General features: G+C 50.2%; 17 protein-coding genes and 1 pseudogene. 13 read left to right on the top strand and 5 right to left on the bottom strand.

The genetic code is table 11. The features are described from left to right. Positions 1 to 422: 422 nt before the first annotated feature. Complete coding sequence (gene mmuM / locus ACMGGX_RS14190; RefSeq protein ID WP_348560656.1) at positions 423 to 1,355, bottom strand: homocysteine S-methyltransferase; 933 nt, start codon at positions 1,353 to 1,355, stop codon at positions 423 to 425. Continuing rightward, positions 1,342 to 2,742, bottom strand: coding sequence for an S-methylmethionine permease (gene mmuP, locus ACMGGX_RS14185; protein WP_181594473.1), 1,401 nt, complete (start codon positions 2,740 to 2,742; stop codon positions 1,342 to 1,344). The genes mmuM and mmuP overlap by 14 nt, the downstream gene beginning before the upstream one ends. Before the next feature lie 363 nt (positions 2,743 to 3,105). On the opposite strand from mmuP, the gene ACMGGX_RS14180 reads away from it, so the two are divergent. Next, positions 3,106 to 4,215, top strand: a complete 1,110-nt coding sequence (locus tag ACMGGX_RS14180) for an AI-2E family transporter (protein ID WP_159515581.1) — start codon at positions 3,106 to 3,108, stop codon at positions 4,213 to 4,215. Positions 4,216 to 4,334: 119 nt separating this feature from the next. Beyond that, positions 4,335 to 6,119 (top strand): diguanylate cyclase, encoded by a 1,785-nt coding sequence (locus ACMGGX_RS14175; RefSeq protein WP_420298509.1) that lies wholly within the window; start codon positions 4,335 to 4,337, stop codon positions 6,117 to 6,119. On the opposite strand, the gene ACMGGX_RS14170 is transcribed toward ACMGGX_RS14175, so the two are convergent. Further along, positions 6,116 to 6,409 carry a hypothetical protein gene (locus ACMGGX_RS14170; protein ID WP_348560653.1) on the bottom strand — a complete coding sequence of 98 codons (294 nt, stop codon included), beginning with the start codon at positions 6,407 to 6,409 and terminating at the stop codon, positions 6,116 to 6,118. The two genes, ACMGGX_RS14175 and ACMGGX_RS14170, sit on opposite strands and share 4 nt — an antisense overlap. A gap of 365 nt (positions 6,410 to 6,774) precedes the next feature. On the opposite strand from ACMGGX_RS14170, the gene ACMGGX_RS14165 reads away from it, so the two are divergent. The 5 genes from ACMGGX_RS14165 to catA all read left to right on the top strand — a co-directional run bounded on the left by ACMGGX_RS14165 (position 6,775) and on the right by catA (position 12,017). Continuing rightward, on the top strand, positions 6,775 to 7,848 hold the full coding sequence (locus ACMGGX_RS14165) for a catalase family peroxidase (RefSeq protein ID WP_420298508.1): 1,074 nt from the start codon (positions 6,775 to 6,777) through the stop codon (positions 7,846 to 7,848). Beyond that, complete coding sequence (locus tag ACMGGX_RS14160) at positions 7,845 to 8,432, top strand: cytochrome b (RefSeq protein ID WP_348560651.1); 588 nt, start codon at positions 7,845 to 7,847, stop codon at positions 8,430 to 8,432. The genes ACMGGX_RS14165 and ACMGGX_RS14160 overlap by 4 nt, the downstream gene beginning before the upstream one ends. 400 nt (positions 8,433 to 8,832) lie before the next feature. Further along, on the top strand, positions 8,833 to 9,327 hold the full coding sequence (locus ACMGGX_RS14155) for a molybdopterin-dependent oxidoreductase (protein WP_032661646.1): 495 nt from the start codon (positions 8,833 to 8,835) through the stop codon (positions 9,325 to 9,327). A 17-nt stretch (positions 9,328 to 9,344) separates the two neighbouring features. Beyond that, positions 9,345 to 11,276, top strand: a complete 1,932-nt coding sequence (locus ACMGGX_RS14150; protein ID WP_420298507.1) for an EAL domain-containing protein — start codon at positions 9,345 to 9,347, stop codon at positions 11,274 to 11,276. A 63-nt stretch (positions 11,277 to 11,339) separates the two neighbouring features. Beyond that, complete coding sequence (catA, locus tag ACMGGX_RS14145; protein ID WP_420298506.1) at positions 11,340 to 12,017, top strand: type A chloramphenicol O-acetyltransferase; 678 nt, start codon at positions 11,340 to 11,342, stop codon at positions 12,015 to 12,017. Positions 12,018 to 12,199: 182 nt separating this feature from the next. Here the strand turns inward: catA and ACMGGX_RS14140 are convergent. After that, a pseudogene (locus tag ACMGGX_RS14140) lies at positions 12,200 to 12,316 on the bottom strand (toxin); the annotation flags it as partial. A 146-nt stretch (positions 12,317 to 12,462) separates the two neighbouring features. Between ACMGGX_RS14140 and ACMGGX_RS14135 the strand changes: the two are divergent. Continuing rightward, positions 12,463 to 12,834, top strand: coding sequence for a zincin-like metallopeptidase domain-containing protein (locus ACMGGX_RS14135; RefSeq protein WP_063439714.1), 372 nt, complete (start codon positions 12,463 to 12,465; stop codon positions 12,832 to 12,834). A gap of 164 nt (positions 12,835 to 12,998) precedes the next feature. On the opposite strand, the gene ACMGGX_RS14130 is transcribed toward ACMGGX_RS14135, so the two are convergent. Continuing rightward, entirely contained in the window at positions 12,999 to 14,279 is a 1,281-nt protein-coding gene (locus ACMGGX_RS14130) for a hypothetical protein (RefSeq protein ID WP_420298505.1), read from the bottom strand. Between the two features lie 397 nt (positions 14,280 to 14,676). On the opposite strand from ACMGGX_RS14130, the gene ACMGGX_RS14125 reads away from it, so the two are divergent. The 5 genes from ACMGGX_RS14125 to ACMGGX_RS14105 are packed head-to-tail and all read left to right on the top strand — an operon-like array spanning position 14,677 to position 19,621. Continuing rightward, positions 14,677 to 15,732, top strand: coding sequence for a phosphotransferase family protein (locus ACMGGX_RS14125; RefSeq protein WP_063439712.1), 1,056 nt, complete (start codon positions 14,677 to 14,679; stop codon positions 15,730 to 15,732). 23 nt (positions 15,733 to 15,755) lie between these two features. Beyond that, positions 15,756 to 16,694, top strand: coding sequence for a U32 family peptidase (locus ACMGGX_RS14120; protein WP_196760027.1), 939 nt, complete (start codon positions 15,756 to 15,758; stop codon positions 16,692 to 16,694). A gap of 13 nt (positions 16,695 to 16,707) precedes the next feature. Beyond that, on the top strand, positions 16,708 to 17,484 hold the full coding sequence (locus tag ACMGGX_RS14115) for a hypothetical protein (protein ID WP_348560645.1): 777 nt from the start codon (positions 16,708 to 16,710) through the stop codon (positions 17,482 to 17,484). 17 nt (positions 17,485 to 17,501) lie between these two features. Then, positions 17,502 to 18,473: an NAD(P)-dependent oxidoreductase gene (locus tag ACMGGX_RS14110; RefSeq protein WP_325760537.1), complete on the top strand. Its 972-nt coding sequence runs from the start codon at positions 17,502 to 17,504 to the stop codon at positions 18,471 to 18,473. Next, complete coding sequence (locus ACMGGX_RS14105; RefSeq protein ID WP_196760026.1) at positions 18,470 to 19,621, top strand: pyridoxal phosphate-dependent aminotransferase; 1,152 nt, start codon at positions 18,470 to 18,472, stop codon at positions 19,619 to 19,621. The genes ACMGGX_RS14110 and ACMGGX_RS14105 overlap by 4 nt, the downstream gene beginning before the upstream one ends.

The raw sequence follows: 19,621 nt of genomic DNA, 5'->3' as shown, positions 1-19,621 counted from the left end.
GGTAGTGGTCATTCCGTTCACTTTATGTTCCTTGCTACTCTGTAATGGCATGACCTGTGAACGTGCCAGGGTGGCTCAGTCGCCACCACCCTGGCGACCCGGGCTCCCGGCGGTAAATCGCCGCTACGCGGTGCCCTCGGCTTATTCCCTCCGGCTTATCGGGGACGGGCGGAGGTAACGTCCCTGTAAAGCCCGCCCTCTCGGCGCATCCCTGCGCCTCGCCCCGGCCTGCAGGAAACGCCTCAGCGATTTACAGCCGGACCAGAGCATCGCTGAAAGCCTTCAATCATTCTGAAACAACGCATGTTGCTGTTTTTGATTTTTTTTCCCTCTCCCCGTGGGAGAGGGTCAGGGTGAGGGCATCAGGCGCACGAAACCTAGATGTAGGCCGGGTAAGGCGTAGCCGCCACACGGCTATGCACTCAGCGCTGCGCGTTCAGCTCAGCAATATCTTTCGGCGTGGTGCGACAGCATCCACCGATTAATTTGGCCCCGACTTCCAACCACTGCGGCAGATACCCCGCCAGCGTCTCGCACGCTTCACCGTGGTGATGCCAGGTCTTGGTTACCGCATCATAATGCTCGCCCGAGTTCGGATAGACCACCAGCGGCAGCGACGTCAGGCTTTGCAGATGCTTCAGCGCCGCCGTGGTGTTTTCCAGTGCGATGCAGTTAATACCCAGCGCGACAATCTGCGGAGAGTTTGCCAGCGCGCTGACCACCTCACGCAGCGGCGTACCGTCGCTCAGGTGTTCACTGTCCCGCAGGGTAAAGGAGAACCACGCCCGGGCGCGGGGGGACTCGGCCAGAAGCGCCGCCAGCGCCTTAATCTCCACAAACGAAGGCAGCGTTTCGCAGGCCAGCAGGTCAGCGCCCGCATCCAGCAGCGCTTCCACGCGCGGGCGGTGGAAGGCAGTAAACTCCCCGGCGCTGCGCACGTAGTCGCCGCGATACTCTGAGCCATCCGCCAGATACGCGCCATACGGCCCAACGGATCCCGCCACCAGCAGCGTGCCCGCGTGCGGGTTTTCAGCCAGATACGCTTCGCGCGCCTTACGCGCCAGCTCCACGCTTTTGCCGATCAGCGCGCGGGACTGCGCTTCGTCCAGACCGCGCGCCGCAAACCCCGCAGGCGTGGCCTGATAGCTGGCGGTGATCGCCACCTGCGCGCCCGCGCGGTAGTAATCGAGATGCACTTCGCGAATGAGTTCCGGGTTTTCCACCAGCACTTTGGCTGACCAGAGGCTGTCTGCCAGGTTACAGCCGCGCGCTTCCAGCTCCGTCGCCATCGCGCCATCCAGCACCACAAACGGCTGTTTTTCAAGGATGGCGGTAAGCGGGTTATTCTGCGACATGTTCAGGCTCCTGCGATGTCATATTTCGGGTCAGGTAGTACGCACCATAACACAGGGCGACAAACGGAAGCCCGCAATAAAGGGCAATGCGCTGGCTCGGGTCAAACCACAGGCCGACACAGGCCACCACGCAGAGGATAAAACCGAGCACCGGCACCAGCGGATACCACGGCGCGCGGTACTGCAGCGCAGAGAGCGGCTGGCCGGACTGCAAATGGCGACGACGGAAAACGAAGTGCGACGCGCAGATGCTGATCCACACCGCCACCACCGCAAAGCCAGAAATCGCCGAGAGCGCGACAAACACCGTGTCCGGGGCCACGACGCTTGAGAACAGCGCCAGCACGCCGCCGAGCATAGAGACCGAGAGCGCCGTCAGCGGCACGCCGTTTTTGTTCACGCGGGCAAAGCAGCGCGGCAGCGTTTTCTCATTCGACAGCGACCACAGCATGCGCCCGGAGGCATACAGACCCGAGTTCGCCGCCGAGAGGATCGCCGTCAGGATCACGAAGTTAACGATGTCAGCCGCGTAAGGAATACCGACCTTTTCAAACACCAGCACGAACGGGCTCTTTTCCACGCCCGCCTGCTGCATCGGGATCAGCGCCGCCAGCACAAACACGGTGCCGATAAAGAAGATAATCAGGCGCGCGATGGTGGTGCGGATCGCAACCGGAATCACCTTGTGCGGATTTTCCGTTTCGCCCGCCGCGATGCCGATGAGCTCCGTCCCGGAGAAGGCAAAGTTCACCGCCACCATGGTCATCAGGATCGGCAGGCCGCCGTGCGGGAACCAGCCTTCGGCGGTGATGTTGCTTAAGCCCGGCGCGGGGGAATCGTCCTGCATAGGAATAAAGCCAAAGACCGCCGCCCCGCCAAGGATAATAAAGGCGATGATAGTGATGACTTTCACCAGGGAGAACCAGAATTCGCCTTCAGCAAAGAAGCGCGTCGAGATGACGTTCAGGCCAAAAATCACCACGCAGAAGACCACGCACCAGGCCCAGACGGGCACCTGGGGGAACCAGTACTGCATGCAAAAGCCCGCGGCGGTGAAGCTCGAGCCGAGCGCCACCGTCCAGGTGAGCCAGTAGAGCCACGCCACGGTGTAGCCCGTCGCCGGGCCAAGATAGCGGGCGGCATAGACGTGGAACGCGCCGGTTTCCGGCATCGCCACGGAAAGCTCGCCCAGACACTGCATCACCAGCCAGACCACCAGCGCGCCTATCAGGTACGCCAGCAGCGTGCCCGCCGCTCCGGTGGTTGAAATGATGTATCCGGTATTGAAGAATAACCCTGTCCCAATCACGCCACCCAGCGAGAGCATAATCAGGTGGCGTGTTTTCATGGTGCGCTTAAGCTGCCCATTTTCTTGTTGTGTTTGCATATTACCTTCTATACGTATGGACATCTAAACATCCAAAGAAGGTGTGTTATACCGCGATTGTTAATAAAAAGCTAGATGACCAGACGCAAACGGGCGCGCCGCGCGCTGAGTCTGGGGTGGGTTGTGAGGATCACATAGAGAATCGGACGCCAGGCCATAAGCACCTCCGCAAGCAGATACTTACAGCATGGTGCGGGAAAAGGCGATCTTCGGTCAGTCGAAAGTGGTATCCGCGAAGAGCGGATTCATACCGCAACACTGCCCGCAGGACGGGTAAGGCGCAGCCGCCAGCCGGCGCAAGGTTGGTAATTCTCACAATCAGTTCTATAGTCGACACAGTTTCTTAGTAACCAGGACTGACTGATGCGCTTTAACGGACTGACCAAAGGTTTCTTTATCTTTATTCTTGCCCTTGTGACCTGGGCCTTCTTCGACGTGCTGTCGCCCTACTTCTCCGCGATACTCTGGGCCGCGATTCTGACCGTCATCTTCAACCCGGTAAAAAACAGGCTGCGCGCCGCGCTGGGGGATCGCAACGGGCTTGCCTCGCTGTTGACCATCGGCATTATCTGCCTGATCGTCTTTATCCCGTTGATGGTGATCCTCTCCTCGCTCGCCATTGAGCTGAACGTGGTTTACACGAAGCTTCAGGAGAACAACACCCAGTTCCCGGAAGTGGTAGCGAGCATCTTTAACCATCTGCCTGACTGGGCCAGCGGCTTCCTGGCGGATCACAACCTGACCAACGCCGCGCAGATCCAGAAAAAACTCTCTGACGTCGCCCTGCAGGGCGGGCAGTATCTCGCCGGCAGCGCGTTTCTGATTGGCAAGGGCACGTTTGGCTTTGCGATAAGCTTCGGCATCATGCTTTATCTGCTGTTCTTCCTGCTGAAAGACGGCCCGTATCTGGTGCGCCAGATCCTCGACTCCCTGCCGCTGTCCGATTTCGCCAAGCAGCACCTCTTCGCCAAATTCGTCGGCGTGTCGCGTGCCACGGTAAAAGGTACGGCGGCGGTGGCGGTGGTTCAGGGCATACTTGGCGGGATTGCGTTTGCGATTGCCGGTATTGACGGCAGCGTGCTCTGGGGCGCGCTGATGGCCTTCCTCTCGCTGGTGCCCGCCATCGGCTCGGCGATTGTCTGGGTTCCCGCCGCCATATTCCTGTTCGCCACCCATCAGCTTTGGCAAGGGCTGTTTATTGTCGGCTTCTTCGTGATTATCGTCGGGCTGGTAGACAATATCCTGCGCCCGCTGCTGGTCGGGAAAGACACTAAAATGCCGGACTACCTGATTCTCATCTCTACCCTAGGCGGCATGGAGCTGTACGGCATTAACGGCTTTGTGATTGGGCCGCTCATTGCCGCGCTGTTTATCGCCTGCTGGAATCTCTTCTCAGGGCGCGATCACGAAGGTAACGCCGAAGAGCTGGACCCCGACTTCATCGAAGAAGGAAAAAATCCTCCAGAATTGTGAGGATGTGACGATATAGACCACACCAGGCGGCGCTGTGCCGCCTTTTTTTTCGCCTTAAATCAGACGTTTTCTATAATTTGAAGAACGCCATCCTACTCATGTCGTAAAAGGATCATCAGGTGCGAATCGCGACGATAACAAACTGGGCCTATGGGGCCACGGTCTGCCTGACCATCGCCTCCGGCATTATCATGCTGATGGCGTCCAGTGCTGATACCCTCGAGCGTCAGGCCGTTGAACAACGGCAGAAATTTGATCAGCTCACGGAAGATATCGAAACCGATATCTGGGCCCAGTCTGATTTAGCGCGGCTGTACGTCATTAAAAAAGATCCTCAGGTTCTCAAGGAATATAACCAGGCAGAAAACAGCCTGAAGAGCATCGAGCTTCGGCTTGAAAAGTTGCAGGATAACGGCGCATCGGATGAAGAACTGGCCCTGCTGCATGAAGGAATAAAGATCGTCGATGAGCTGCAGGACGAGCAGCAAACCGCCCTTTCCAGCCTTGAGCGAGGAGAAGACGCGCAGGCCGTTGCGCTGCTCTACGGTGCGCCCTATGAGCAGGAGCTGGAGCGCGCGCAGAACCAGATCGATCACTTCCGCCAGATACTCGACAAACGCGTCATCGCCTCCGTTCAGGACGCGACAAAAAAATCGAAAGCGCTGCGTACCGCGTCTGAGCTGATGGTCGGCCTGACCGCCCTGCTGTTCTTGTTTGTTCTCGGCTTTATATTGAAGCGCCGCGTGCTGCGTCCCGTGGTGCGCCTGAGCGACGTGGTGCACCGCCTGGCGTCCCAGGATTACGCGGTTGAAACGCCCAATTTCAACCAGATTGATGAGATTGGCGATATGGCCCAGGCCATCCGCATCTTCCGCGAAAACGGCCTGGCGCGACAGCGTCTGGAAAAAGAGCGCGATGCCGACTGGGCCATCCGCGAGCTGCTGGCGCGCATGACCCAGCGGCTGCAGGGGTGTGAGAACTTTAACGATGTGATTAACGTGGCGGAGCTGTTTGCGCCTAATATCGCACCGGGGATCGCGGGCCGACTTTACGTCCTTGACCGGGAGCCGTGGCAGATGCGCTGCGTCGCGCAATGGCTTTCACCGGTTGGGGAAGAGACGAGCTTCCACCCTGACGAGTGCTGGGCTGTGCGCCGCGGACAGAGCCACCCGCCGGTAAACGGCGAGCCGGATATCGCCTGCTACCATCTGCCGTCGTCCCAGGGGGAAAGCTCGCTGTGCGTGCCGCTTATCGCCCTGGGCGAGGCCATTGGCCTGCTCTCTTTCCAGAACATCACGGCGGACAACGCCCCTTCCCGCGCGTATCTGGAACTGATGGCCGAAGCGCTCGGGCTGGCACTGGCCAACCAACGCCTGCGCGACGCGCTGCTGGAAAAAGCCTTATTCGACCCGCTCACCGGCCTGCGTAATCGTCATCATCTGGAAGATACCCTGCAAACCCAAACGGCACAGGCGTTGCGCACCGGCGAGCCGTTAAGCTGCATGATGATCGACATCGATCACTTCAAGAGCATCAATGACCGCTTCGGCCATGAAGCGGGCGATCAGGTGATTAAAAGCGTGGCGTCAATTGTCCAGCGGGCCGCACATGACAACGGGCTCGCATTCCGCTACGGGGGCGAGGAGTTTCTGGTGCTGCTTCCCGGTGCCGATGAGGCAGAAGCGTACGCCTGCGCGCAGAAGATTTACACCGGCGTACATGAGCTGTCGATTCGCTACGGGCTGACCGAGATTGGGCCGGTGGATGTGTCGATTGGCATTGCCAGCTACCCGCAACATGCCCAGACTGACAACCTGCTGCGCGCTGCGGATGTGGCCTTGTACCGGGCGAAAGAGCTGGGCCGCGCGCGGATTGTGAGCTTTGGGATGCTGGAGGCGGGTTAGCTATTATTTTCGCGCCACTGCTTTACCATCTCATCCGTAACTTCATTTTTATAACAAATGGGAGCATAGCCTCCCGCTTTACTCCATGCGCTGCGTCTGCCGCAGGCGCTTCCGTTTCTGGCCTGGTTAAAAGGACAGGCGCATACTCCGGGATAAGATGCGATCGACTCTGCAATAATGTTCTCTTTAACCTGTTCACTGGAAACTGAACTGTTTTTTGCCATAGCGATGTCCGCAACAAAAAAGCAGCACACAGCGCAAAGCACCATCAAGAATGGTCTTTTTTTCATTTTTTGATTCGTTTTAAGGAAGGGTGTGCACACGATAAGTGGCGAATGAAAGAGATAATCTGATTTACATCAATGAATCTAATTCGTCAGGAACAACAAACCTTACACGTTCTCGCTTGAGAAATGGAAAACTTTAAATTACATATTTCGTCACTATTTCTCAGTAAGAACCTGTCCTGCCACAATTACCGTTGTGATAAGTAGCCCTCCTTTGTGACGGCGAAAAGGTTTAAACTTTTCGTGATATTCTTTCTTTACGCCCCTTAATTTTTATACTCAAGCCATATTCGCCACTGTATTAACACATGTCACGCGCAATACGTTGTGCATGACATGTGAAGATATTTTGTTATGGAAAAACGTCTATGTCGAAACTGGATTTGAGATCCAAAAAAACCTGGGGCGCGCTGGCATCGATCGCCGTTGTCGCCGGTACGCTGGCATTTGCTTTTGCATGGACGGCGGGCTGGCTTGGTTCACGCACGGTCAGCCAGGCACTGGTGGGTGAAACACCGAAACCCTTCCCGCCGGGTTTTCGCCGCGCGCATGGAAAAGGCATCTGCTTTGCTGGCACCTTTACGCCAAACGGCTCGGCAAATTCTCTTTCAACTTCCCGCCTCTTCTCACAGCAGGAAGTGCCCGTGGTGGGCCGATTCTCTATTGGTACTGGCGATCCCCATGCCCCGGATAGTACGACCAAAACCCTGAGCATGGCGCTGCTGCTGAAGACAGATGACAAGCAACAATGGCGGATGGCGATGAACAACGAGCCTTTCTTCGCCACGCACAGTCCGGAAGGTTTTCTGGCCTTGCGAAAAGCCACGGCTGTCGATGCAGCCACTGGCAAACCGGATCCACAGCGTCTCGCAAACTTTTTGAAAGCGTACCCGGAGGCGGAGAAATACCTTAAATGGGCGGCACAAAAACCCGCGCCCGGCAGCTTCGCGGGGGCGACGTTTTACAGCATTAACGCCTTTTATCTTGTGAAGACGCAAGGGGATCGCCAGGCCGTTCGCTGGATGATGCGTCCGCACGAGCCTTTCCTTTCGATGAGCGATGAACAACGACAGAAAGCCGATGACAACTTCCTGTTCGAAAACCTGCGTCAGCGCCTGGCGCAGAAGCCACTCTATTGGGATTACGTTTTGCAGCTCGCACAGCGGGGCGATCCGGTGGATGACCCTTCCCAGCCATGGCCGGACGATCGCAAAAAGATGGTGGCCGGCACGCTGGAAGTGACGCGCGTCGAAGCACAATCCGAGGGCGCGTGCCGCGACGTTAACTTTGACCCTTCGATTGTTCCTGCAGGCGTTGCGGTGTCTGATGATCCCATCTTAAACGCCCGTTCCGCTGCCTATTCCCACTCTTTCAGTCGCCGTGAGCGGGAAATCGGCTACGGCAAGGCCACCGAAGCCGTGCAAAAGCAGGAGGTAAAATGAGCTCGAATAAAGATATGCGAGAGCACGCGCCGCAGCATTTCAATATCCTGGCGCGAAGCCTGCACTGGCTGATGGCGGTGATGATCCTGGCCATACTTTTCATCGGTGCCGCGATGATGACGTCGTTACATCACCGGATTTGGTTAATCGACCTGCACCGGCCGCTGGGTGTCGCCATTTTACTGCTGGCACTGGTGCGTATGGTCAACCGGCTCCTTAGCCGGGCGCCCCCACTTCCCGCTGATTTGCCCGTCTGGCAGGTGCTTGCAGCAAAGGCATCACACTGGATGCTGTATGGGTTAATGCTGGCAATGCCGCTGCTGGGCTGGGCGCAACTGTCGGCAGCGGGGCTGCCGATTGTGATGTTTAATGGCGTCAACCTGCCGGCGATTGCCCCGAACAGTCCAGCACTGTATGCCTGGTGTCACGACGCCCATAGCCTTCTGGCAAAGTTGCTTTTTGCTGTGGTGCTGGTCCATCTCTCTGCCGCCCTCGTTCATGCGTGGATCTACCGGGACGCAGTGTTTTCCAGCATGGCGAAAGGGGGGAAGTCGGCGTCAGCCATCCAGGATGACATGAAGTAAGGCAAGCGATATGGGACACGCACCATCAGAATGGCCGTGTCCTCGCTTATCGTCGTCATCCAGGAACGGCGGACACAACCGGGGTGCGTATTTAGTCTCCAGATTCGCACCCCAAAAAGCCAAGGACATCCTAAAATTGTCGCGGAAGTTAATACCCATCAATTAAAGCGATTATTTTTTAAACAGAATAGCATTTATGCCCGCAATTTTAGCTTTTATCAAAAAGTTAAGCGTCGCTCGAGTATCAAACCCCCTGCCACCCACAACACCTAACTCATTGATTAAAATGAGTTTATATCAACAAAAAAGATAAAACCCCTTACTCCTCAACAAAATATATAAACTCGTGTGATATCTAAATTATAATTCTTATACTTATGTTCAAAAGGTGGAGGTCAAAATGCGATTAACCCTACTGCTGTTATGCTGTCTCGTACAAAGTGTAACCTGGGCGGGCGAACTGCCAAAACCAGTTGGTAAACCCATTTTAACGATTTACGGTAATATAGAAAATACCAATGAAAATGGAAAAGCAGTGTTTGATCTCGCCAGCCTTGAAAAACTCGGAGTAGTGAGTTTCGAGACGACATCTCCCTGGTATAATGGTCGTACGAAGTTTGAGGGTGTTCCAATGAACAAACTCATGGAGTATGTGGGTGCGAAGGGAACTAACGTTAATGTTATTGCGCTCAATGATTACTCTACCGTGATCCCTCTCAGCGACTTTAAAAAATACAACGCCATACTTGCCTTAAAGATCAATGGCGAATATATGCGCATTCGCGATAAAGGCCCATCTTTCATTGTATACCCCTATGACAGTCTTCCTGAGTTGAATAATCAAATTTATTACTCGCGTTCAGCATGGCAGGTTAGCAAAATGAAGATTGAGTAGTCGTTCAGGAGAACATAATGAACAGGATACTGGTTGGTATCATTTTTTCTCTTTTTATCACGACAGGATATATTGCATTCCTTGTTTACGATCGACAGCAGGAATTGCAAAAACTGACTCAATACACTGAGTCCTGGTCCGTGGCACAACTGGTATCAGAGTATTACCGTTTTGAATCATGGCTTGGTCTATACGCAACCGATACCGATGACGTTACGATAGACCAGGTCCGCATGCGTCTCGAAATTATGCTCAGCCAGAGCGATTTAATGAAGGGTGGAGATTTAGGTCGCTATATTGACAGCGATAAAGCGCATCAGGAGCTTGCTTTGCGCTTAGAGAAAATACTGACCTATCTGGATAGCCATCTTGAAAAAATGAGCCACCCAGAGTTACAGGCATACCTGACAAATATGCATGATCTCGATGCACCTCTTAGCCAGCTTTCAGCCACGGCACTGACGAAAGATATTAACACGGTTAATGAATCCAACCATAAAATACAGATCCTTTACTATATTTACTCGGCACTTTCATTACTGCTGGTGATATTAAGCTTTATTCTGGGTTTCTTAATGATCTACCAGAATAAAAACATTCTCAAAGCGCACATGCAGGTTAAAAGCCTTGCTGACGAACTGCAGATATCAAAAGAAAAGCTGCAAATTCAGAACTCAAAGCTGGAATATGATGTTTATCATGACTCCCTCACCGGCATGAAAAACCGCCTCTTCTTCTGGGACGATCTCAACAAAATTAATCTTCAGGCAGATAAAAACCATATCCCCGTCACGGTGATGTTATTTGATTTAGACCGCTTCAAAGAGGTTAACGATACCTATGGCCATGATGCCGGAGATTTGCTGTTGAATCAGGTATCCCGACGCCTCACCTCAATGAGCAGCGCCACTGATACGTTTTACCGTTTGGGCGGAGACGAGTTTGCCCTGCTGTCCAGCGGCCTCACTGAAGCAGCAGCCGTTTCGCGTGCCAAAGAAATCAGCGAACATATCAGCCAGCCCTATACGATTAATAACCAGCTGATAAAAATCGCCACCTGCGTGGGTATTGTTTTATCTGATAATGAACGGCGCTCTGACTATCTTTATAAATTTGCCGATCTGGCGCTCTACGAAGCCAAAAAAGAGGGTTCACAGCAGATAAAAGTCTTCCGTCAGTGGATGCTGCAAAAGTTACAGGAAAGCCGAACCCTTGAACATGATATGGCACTGGCGATCGATAACCATGAATTCGTTGTTTATTACCAGCCTATTGTCGATTCATTCAGCAATGAAATTTACGGCTATGAAGCCCTTATTCGCTGGATACACCCGGTGAAGGGGATCCTGTCACCTGATTACTTTATTTCCGTCGCGGAGAAAACGGGGATGATCAATCAGATCGGCAAAACCGTACTGGAGCTTGCCTGCCGGGAAGCGGTTTCCTGGGCGGTTCCGGCAAGGATCTCTGTGAACGTCTCACCCGTTCAGCTGGGCACGAAATCCTTTACGGCGATGGTACAGTCCATCCTGAAGGAGACAGGACTTCCGGCAAACCGTCTTGAATTAGAGGTTACGGAGTCATCGCTCTTCAGCGACAGCAACACGCCGCTCACTATTCTCAAAAAGCTGAGAACGCTGGGTGTAAGAATTTCAATCGATGATTTCGGAACGGGTTATTCGTCGCTCTCACGTCTGAGTGAACTGAATTTTGATAAAATTAAAATCGACAAATCCTTCGTGAACCCGATATCCACGCAGGATGATGCCCTTAATATCGTTAAATTGATAACCGGCATGGCGAAGAGCCTCAATATGAGGGTCATTGCAGAAGGTGTTGAAACCGAAGCGCAGCTTGAACGTCTTCAGGCGCTTGGCTGCGATCTCGTCCAGGGATACCTGTTCGGAAAACCCCAGGCTGAGATTGACAGGAAGATTAGATACGGTTGAAATGGTTGCGCGGCTTTTTCTGGCCTAAAACCCTTTAGTCGATTGATAATCAAAGGTTAAACAATGAAAAAAACAGCCCCGGCCTATACACCTGTTGATTTATCTCGCTGGGCCAGGAAGGAGCATTTTGAAGTATTCCAGTCATTTGCTGAGTGTACCATTAACCAAACGGTTCTGATCGACATCACCGCGCTGCGAAAACATATCAAAGAGGTCGGCTGGAAGTTTTACCCGACGATTATTTCCCTCCTCTCTAAAATCATGAACCGGCATCCGGAATTCCGTATGGCCATGAAGGACGATGAGCTTGTCATATGGAATGAAATTCATCCCAGCTATACCATTTTCCATCCTGAAACAGAGACCTTTTCGTCACTGTGGAGCCACTTCGACGGCAATATTCAGCACTTCCAGAACACCTATGCGGAAGACGTTGCCCGCTATGGCAGCAACCTTTCTTACTGGCCTAAGGAAGAGTCACGGGAAAATGTCTTTTTCGTATCGTCTATTCCCTGGGTAACGTTTACGAACTTTACGATGAACATTGCGCACATGAAGAACTTCTTTTCCCCGATGTTCACGTTTGGAAAATACTACGAACAGGATGGAAAAGTGTTGTTGCCTATGGCGGTGCAGGTCCATCATTCCGTGTGCGATGGTTTCCACGTAGCAAGAATGTTTAATGAGCTGCAGGAGATGTGTGATGGTTTGTCGGGGCTGTCGGAGGAACTTAATGGCTGATACGCCGAAGGCGGTTTTAAAAGATGGTCGATAATAGGAGCATAACAAACAACACAAAACCATTGATAAAGATACGCTTTTTCTTGTTTCATCTTTATAAGTGCCCCCTTTTGTGCCCCCATCTTGTTTTTTTATGCGTTCACAGACCGTACAAATCTTCTCGGCTCTTGAAGTCTTTCTCACTACAGCGATCGGCTAAGAACAATATTACTTACTTCCCGATACGAACAACTGTTCATTAATCCGCATGCTCTCCTGGCATGAAGGATATCTGTAACGGTCAAATATGGCACTTGTACGGTATCTCGATAGTCATTGCCCGAGGTCTGGCGAATCAGGAAGCATTATAGGACGTCCTGCTTCTCGATGCGCTTCCGCAGACGCACATTACATTTGACCCGCTATCGCAGGTGGTGGCCCTGATAAAGCGTACCGGTGCGAAATTATGGAAAGAGTACGCTCGGCGTTTTACCGGCCTGCGGCGGATGAGACCGTCTTATCGGCTCGGTTTCGCTTCAAAAAGGCAGATAATTTCTACGCCACGACACTACATGAGCTGGTTCACTGGGCGGGAGCGGCGCACAACTTAAATCTTATTCACCCTACCTGCTTCGAATCAGAGGAATATGCTTTTGAGGAACTAATTGCCGAGCTGGGCCGTGCATTTTTAATAGCCGACTTAGGCGTAACGGGGGAGGTGCAGCATGAGCGCTATCATGTGCCATGGCTGATTTCCTGTATCCTTTTTGTAATTAATGTAGAGTTCCACCTGAACAACAGACCGGCTGCGCGGTGTATTGATCCCCCTGCGCGCTGAAGGAAAACTGATCCTGCAGCACCCAACGTTCAGCTCCATTAACTGCGTATAGACAAAATTTAACGCAAGTGTAATAGGTGGAAAGTATGCGCCTCTCCTGTGTTTGACAATGTAAATATGCTGCCTGGGTAGCTGCGACAGGTCATTTACAAATAAGTAATTCACTACATGCCTTTTGGCAACTCTTTTGCCCCAGCAAATACAAGGTCGCGTGATGCTTCTGCGATGCGGATCCCCTCATTGAATTTTGCGCTCCGCTCAGCGCGTGCCAGCGAACCGATTTTGAACTGACCAACCCCCAAGCCTACCGCAAGGTGCATTACAGCTGTATCCTCGCTGTCAATAGAGCGCCCTGCCATGATGGCTCCCCAGCCTTTGCTTCGCGCATGACTTAACGCTGAAATCGTCTTTGTTAAGGTGCCAGACTTTGCCGGCTTGATCATGATGGCATTGCACAGTAAAGCTGCATCCTCGGACTGCACCAGTCGCGGATCGGAATCCAACAGATCGTCGCTGATAATTTGTACTTGCTTGCCTGACAGCTGCATCAACTTACGATATCCCGCCCTGTCTTCTACCGCCAGCGGGTCTTCAAGTGACATGATCGGAAATTCTTTGATCAACGAAGTCAATGTTGCAATGTAGTCATCTGAAGTCTGACCGCAACCTTCATTTCCGTTCAGCCAGTAATGGCCTGTCTCGTAAAAACCATCTGCTGCGAAATCGATTGCTATGCCAATATCTTTACCAGCCGTAAGACCCGAATGCGCAATGGCTTCGCTTACCATCTCTAAAGCATGGCGAAAATGGTCGTAGCTTGGCCAAAGTCCCCCTTTTTCACAGAGCCCTGTGGGTTTTCCTGCCTTCACCAGCTGATTTTTAATACGCTGAAATATTTCTGCCCCGATGCAGAGTGCATGCTGATAGTTTTCTGCGCCGGGGGCAATCACCATTACATCCTGTACTGTTGAAGCATAAGATGCATGAGCACCACCGCCGAATATTTCAATTTCTGGCAACGGCATAACGGGTTCAATATATTCTTGTTGAATGTATTTCCATAACGGAATGGCATAGTACCTGGCAGCAAGGTCCGCAACCGCAATAGAAATTGCTGCAGTGTCAGCATGCGAGAGTTTATTATTTTGTGTACTTAAGCTCAAAATAGAGTCAATGATAAGTTGGTCGTCGATACGCTGTCCCATCAACTGCGGGGTGAGTATTTTGTCAATGTATTGGATTTTACAATCCAGCATTTTATGTAAGTTGGCGCATATGTTTTCGCTATTTAATATTGGGTCAACATAACCACCTGACAGACCCGACTGCGTAATAGCTCTGGCTGAGATCCGTTTATCAATAAAAACCTCAATCTCAAGCGCGGGCAAGCCTGAAGAACTCCAGACCTTACGTGCTATTAATGCAGTGATAGCTGTTTTCACCATGGCTATTGGTCTCGTTGTAACTTGCGGTTAGATAAGTAAGTTCATATGGGAAATGTTTGCCAAAAGAATGCTAAAAGAAAAAGGCTATTAGTCAAAAGATTAATACCTATGAAAATTAGGAGGGTCCCATTAACACCAGAGTTAAAGTGATTATGTTCACATTTAATTTCATAATTAAAAATTATGACCAAAATATATCTTTTAAAAAAATCATAAAAAACAGCAGGCTGCATTAGCCCCCTACTATTTTTGGCATAAGACAATTCTTAAGTTTTTTTTGCATTTTAAAGAAATGTAAATAAAATGCTTTACATGTTAAATATCACCTTGTAGATTCAAATTCGCTCACTGATACAGCTTGTAAATAACAAACGCCAAAATCCAACCGGACAATGTTATGGCTCTAATGGATACCGATATGCCATTTCCCCATGCTGGGGGAATTGTAGAAATTGATTCTGATGAAGTTGATTACGTGCTTGAGTTAATGAATGACACTGGCATTGAATTGTTTTCCAGCCAAAATGTAAGACGACTTCAGGGAGGCGTTTCCTCCGATGTATGGCTTATGGATTGCCTGCAAGGGAATAATCTTAAGCGTTATGTTATTAAACAGCCTTTAGCAACATTACGGGTTCAGAAGAACTGGTCAGCCCCGCTAAAACGAGCATTTTATGAAAATTTATGGCTGGAAATGGCCAGCCGTGTGTCAGCGGAAAGTGTTCCTCACGTTTATTATTTTGATGAAAAAAAACCGCTGTTAGTGACGCAGTACATAGACGTTACTGAAGCTGAAGTCTGGCAAAGGCAGCTGTTCTCTGGGCGGTTCGACTTGCTATTTGTTCAACAATTAGGTGAGCAAATTGCCATTTTTCACGAGATGACGGCAGGTAGCCAGAATTATGCCAGAGAGTTTAATAGTGCTGACATTTTACGTGCGACGCGCATTGAGCCATATATCTTTGCACTGATCGACACATTTCCAGACATGAGTGAACGCCTCGTTGAGATTGGCGAGTCGGTTCTGGCGAATCGTATCTCGGTGATACATGGGGATTTGAGTCCAAAAAATATTCTTAATCGTGATTCGAAACCCGTTTTTTTAGATGCAGAATGTGCCTGTTATGCTGATCCGGCTTTTGATATCGCATTTTGTATTAATCATTTGCTATTAAAATTTTATCGGTTAGGGGATGCCCGTTTTATCTTGATGTCCAGACTGCTTGCTACGTCATATCTGCAAAAAGTGAACTGGGAAGATCGTACGGGACTTGAGAAACGGATAGCGGCACTCATTCCAGTACTGATGCTGGCAAGAGTTGACGGGAAGTCAACGCTGCACTATCTGAATGAGTGCCATAAAAATACAATTAGAAAGAAAGCCCTTAACCTTTTAACTAAGAATCTGTTTTCTCTTGATTTCATTTTTAACGAAGTTGCATTCACACATTAGTTTTCATACAGGAAGGATTAAATATGAGCTTAAAACGTAGTGCTGATAAAGCGCGGACTATTCTCCGTGATAATGGTTTTCCTTTTTCTGATGATGTGACCTTAGAGCCTTCGGGGCGTTCATTTCCGAAGGGGGGGCAATATGGTGTAGAAATACCTGCAGTCAATAATCTGATGATGCTGGAAACAATAGTCTCGGCACTGCGCGAAAGCGAAATCTATTGTACCCGGTTTAATGAAACGCATGGCTCTTTTTTGCGTTCCGACCGTGAAATTAAAGAAATGCTACAACTGTGTCATGAAAATAACTATGGCATGCTCTTCGGTCTGGGACCGCGCCCGGAATATGATGTAAAGTCCTCTTTTTACCGTACCGAGTTCGGAATGGAACAGGGTCGCCAGCTCAATAACAATGATGCCATTTCGCACTCCATTGAAGAAGCGCTGCGCTTGAGTGAGCTGGGCTGCCGTGGCCTCATCGTTTACGATCCGGGTGTGCTGTTTATTCTTAATGAGCTTCGTAAAAAAGAGATCCTACCTGCAAATATGAAGTTTAAAACGTCCTCACATTGCATGGTAACCAACGCTATTATTGCTCGTCTGATGGCTGATGCGGGGGCTGACAGTATTACTACAGCCCATGATCTTTCTCTCGCTACGATGTACGAAATACGACGTTTCAACCCGGACCTGGTGATTGATATTCCGATTGATGTCTATGCATCAAAAGGTGGGTATCTGCGTTTCTATGAAGTGGGTGAACTGGCTCAGATTGCTGCCCCGATGTATCTGAAAGTCGGCGCGAGCGCTCAATCCCATCCTTATGACAGCGTTGGTGCGCCGGTTGCCAAAGAACGTGTGCGTCGCCTGGGCCTGGTACTGGATCATCTTCAGCAGGTTGCACCTGAACTACAAAAAATTGACCACGCAGATCCTACGGTTTGCTTACCACAGCAGATGTAATGGTTGCATCGTAATGAAAGTATCTCATGCCCGCGAGAGCTCCAGCAGTGCTGGGCTCTACGAAATGATGCAAAGAGGATCGGTGTACGTCGACATATTTGGGCCTGAAAAGCCAGGAGCAGACTACATTGAGAAGGCGGTAAGAGAGCTGGCGTTGGCAATGCCACAGCATAAGGTTAACAGTTACTTTATGGCCAAGCCTGAAACCATTGCCAGGACTGATCTGTGCTTATTTTGCTATACAAAAGAGACAAATGAATGTTGTGGTTTTTTAAGCTGCAACGTCGCTGAGATCGCCGGTAAAACATGTATCATGCTTTACACATTGCTGATATCGGAAAAACAACATGGAACTCGCGTCACTTATTCCATATTGCAAAGTCTCTTTTCGACATTGTCTCAAAAAATAGGTCTGGATTATGAGTATATTATTTTGAAAACCGTTAACCCTCGTTCTTTCAAAATACTTGCTTCTTTTTCAGATATTAAAAATTCTGCTTTCTTTCCGCAGATATTACTGAGCAATGATAACGAACTGGCTGACTTCTCTATACAACTGGCTAACTATCTGCATCCTGGATTTAAATATAATAAAAAAAATGGTGTGATATATAACGCAAGTGGTGAAGTGCCTGATGATTTCTATCAACAAATGCCACAATGCCGTGATGCTGTTGTGAATGAGTTTTTCTCCGCCAACCTGACACTGTCAGACCGGATGATCTGTATATTGCATCTTTCTGATGCTAATGCGAGAGCACAGCTATACAGCCGATTCAAAGTCATATAATGATTTTTGGAGAGCGAGTGAAAATTTTTTTCTTTGGAAATATGGCCTGCTACTTGAGCCGCCAGATGCATTTGTGTGCAGAAAAGCACGTTATGACCTTTTTGGATGAGTCTGCGACAGACGCGGAGATTGCCTCTCATTGTCAGAATACAGATATTTTAGTATCCATGGTATTTGACCAGCGTTTTGTAACCAGCAGTCTTAAAAAGGTTCTTGTTCCGGGAATTGGCGTTGATAAAATTAATTTTTCACAATTACCTGAGAATGTTGAGGTTTTAACTTGTGCAGCACACGAGATGGCCGTATCGGAATATATTCTCAGTTACGTCATCTCATATTTCCGAGAACTGGATAGTATTGGGGAAAGGTTTAAATCCAGCTATGACTGGCGGGATTGTTCACGGCTGGGAGGCATTGCGCGAAAACAACTCAATGAACTCACTGTTGGTGTTATCGGTGGTGGGAGAATTGGTCGCAAGGTGATTGAGGTTTTTTCGTTCTTTGGCTCATCCTGTCGCTGCCTGACGCGCTATCCATACGAAACCTCAGGTTCAGTTTTGTTTTTCCCACGAACTGAACGGGATGACTTTATCCGAGGATGTGATGTCGTAATTGTCGCTTGTGGTGTTGATAAAGATACCCAAAATATTATTGACCAGCACGCCATCACTATGATGGAGCCGGATACATTACTCATTAATATCGCCCGGGCTGAATGTGTAAATTATGAGGCCCTGGCCGCAGCCTGCCACGACAGAAAAATCGGCCGAGCTGTCATCGATGTATGGCAGTTTTATCCTCAAAAAGGAGACCAGGAATTAAGACCATCAGCGGCAGATTTTAGGCAACTCGATAATGTCGACATGACCCCACATATTTCGGCCTGGACCAGAAAGGTCATCGCCGATCGGGCCGCGATCCTTGCGCGTTATATCAACGAGGAGTCGTGCAATAGTGCTGAATACGTATTACAGGAGAACCAGGCGTGAAATCTTTATCCCAACGTTCAGATATCTCACCTTTTGTTGTTATGGACGTTATGCAGGCAGCTGCCGAACGCGAGGCCCACGGCAAGATCGTATGGCACCTCGAGGTGGGGCAACCTGGTACCTCCGCCCCGGCCCCCGTCATTGAGGCATTAAAAATCGCATTACCGCAACAGACGCTGGGTTATACGGTCGCTGCAGGGCTGAGTGCACTGCGTGAAAATATTTCTCAGCATTATGCTGATTTTTACGGGATCTCAGTCCCAGCTGAAAACATTATTGTCACCCCGGGCTCATCGGCTGCGTTTATCCTGGCATTTTTGTCAGGCTTTGACAAAGGGGCTCGGGTTGCTGTACCGGTTCCGGGCTACCCCTGTTATCGCAACATTTTATTAGCACTAGATTTAATCCCGGTTGATATTCACGTCACCGCGGAGACTGATTATTTGATTACTGCGCGTCATCTCAGGGACCTGACGGAGCCGGTAGACGGAATCATTGTTTCATCACCGAATAATCCTACCGGTACCATGTATGACGCTGCTGTGCTGGATGAACTGGCGGTGTATTGTGACAGTAACGCTATTACTCTGATTTCAGACGAAATATATCATGGTATTACTTTCGGTACTAAAGCAACCAGCGCACGTCAATATTCCGAGAAAGCGATTGTGGTCAATAGTTTTTCAAAATACTTCTCGATGACAGGCTGGCGCATTGGCTGGATGATTGTACCGGATAACTGGCTGCGAACCGTTGAACGACTGATCCAGAATCTGTTTATCGCTACCTCAACGCTGAGCCAAGTGGGCGCCATTCACGCTTTTAAAGCGTATCAGCTTATGGACGAATATGTATCCGGATATCAACAAAAAAGAGATATCCTGTATGCAGCATTGAAAGAGTGTGGATTACACAACATTACCTACCCTCAGGGGGCTTTTTATATCTACGCTGATGTATCACATTTAACCCATGACAGTGTGGCTTTCTGTAAACAGTTACTTGAGGAAACGGGAGTTGCCATCACTCCGGGTGTTGATTTCGACCCTTATAATGGACACAAATTCATTCGTTTTTCCTTTGCTGCAGATTTAGCGACGATAACCTCAGCATCTGAGATTCTTATTTCCTGGTTCAGTCGGAGGTAA

It is taken from the genome of Enterobacter sp. BNK-29 (genome assembly GCF_048684785.1).
Classification (GTDB): domain Bacteria; phylum Pseudomonadota; class Gammaproteobacteria; order Enterobacterales; family Enterobacteriaceae; genus Enterobacter; species Enterobacter cloacae_M.
The sequence above is the reverse complement of the archived record's forward strand: the minus strand, read 5'-3'. Positions and strand labels throughout refer to the sequence as shown.

Coding starts and splice junctions, on each gene's coding strand:
- ACMGGX_RS14170 (WP_348560653.1), bottom strand. CDS start 6,409: ATGAAAAAAAGACCATTCTTGATGGTGCTTTGCGCTGTGTGCTGCTTT.
- ACMGGX_RS14160 (WP_348560651.1), top strand. CDS start 7,845: ATGAGCTCGAATAAAGATATGCGAGAGCACGCGCCGCAGCATTTCAAT.
- ACMGGX_RS14115 (WP_348560645.1), top strand. CDS start 16,708: ATGAAAGTATCTCATGCCCGCGAGAGCTCCAGCAGTGCTGGGCTCTAC.
- ACMGGX_RS14165 (WP_420298508.1), top strand. CDS start 6,775: ATGTCGAAACTGGATTTGAGATCCAAAAAAACCTGGGGCGCGCTGGCA.
- ACMGGX_RS14130 (WP_420298505.1), bottom strand. CDS start 14,279: ATGGTGAAAACAGCTATCACTGCATTAATAGCACGTAAGGTCTGGAGT.
- ACMGGX_RS14120 (WP_196760027.1), top strand. CDS start 15,756: ATGAGCTTAAAACGTAGTGCTGATAAAGCGCGGACTATTCTCCGTGAT.
- catA (WP_420298506.1), top strand. CDS start 11,340: ATGAAAAAAACAGCCCCGGCCTATACACCTGTTGATTTATCTCGCTGG.
- ACMGGX_RS14125 (WP_063439712.1), top strand. CDS start 14,677: ATGGCTCTAATGGATACCGATATGCCATTTCCCCATGCTGGGGGAATT.
- mmuM (WP_348560656.1), bottom strand. CDS start 1,355: ATGTCGCAGAATAACCCGCTTACCGCCATCCTTGAAAAACAGCCGTTT.
- ACMGGX_RS14150 (WP_420298507.1), top strand. CDS start 9,345: ATGAACAGGATACTGGTTGGTATCATTTTTTCTCTTTTTATCACGACA.
- ACMGGX_RS14155 (WP_032661646.1), top strand. CDS start 8,833: ATGCGATTAACCCTACTGCTGTTATGCTGTCTCGTACAAAGTGTAACC.
- ACMGGX_RS14135 (WP_063439714.1), top strand. CDS start 12,463: ATGGAAAGAGTACGCTCGGCGTTTTACCGGCCTGCGGCGGATGAGACC.
- ACMGGX_RS14180 (WP_159515581.1), top strand. CDS start 3,106: ATGCGCTTTAACGGACTGACCAAAGGTTTCTTTATCTTTATTCTTGCC.
- mmuP (WP_181594473.1), bottom strand. CDS start 2,742: ATGCAAACACAACAAGAAAATGGGCAGCTTAAGCGCACCATGAAAACA.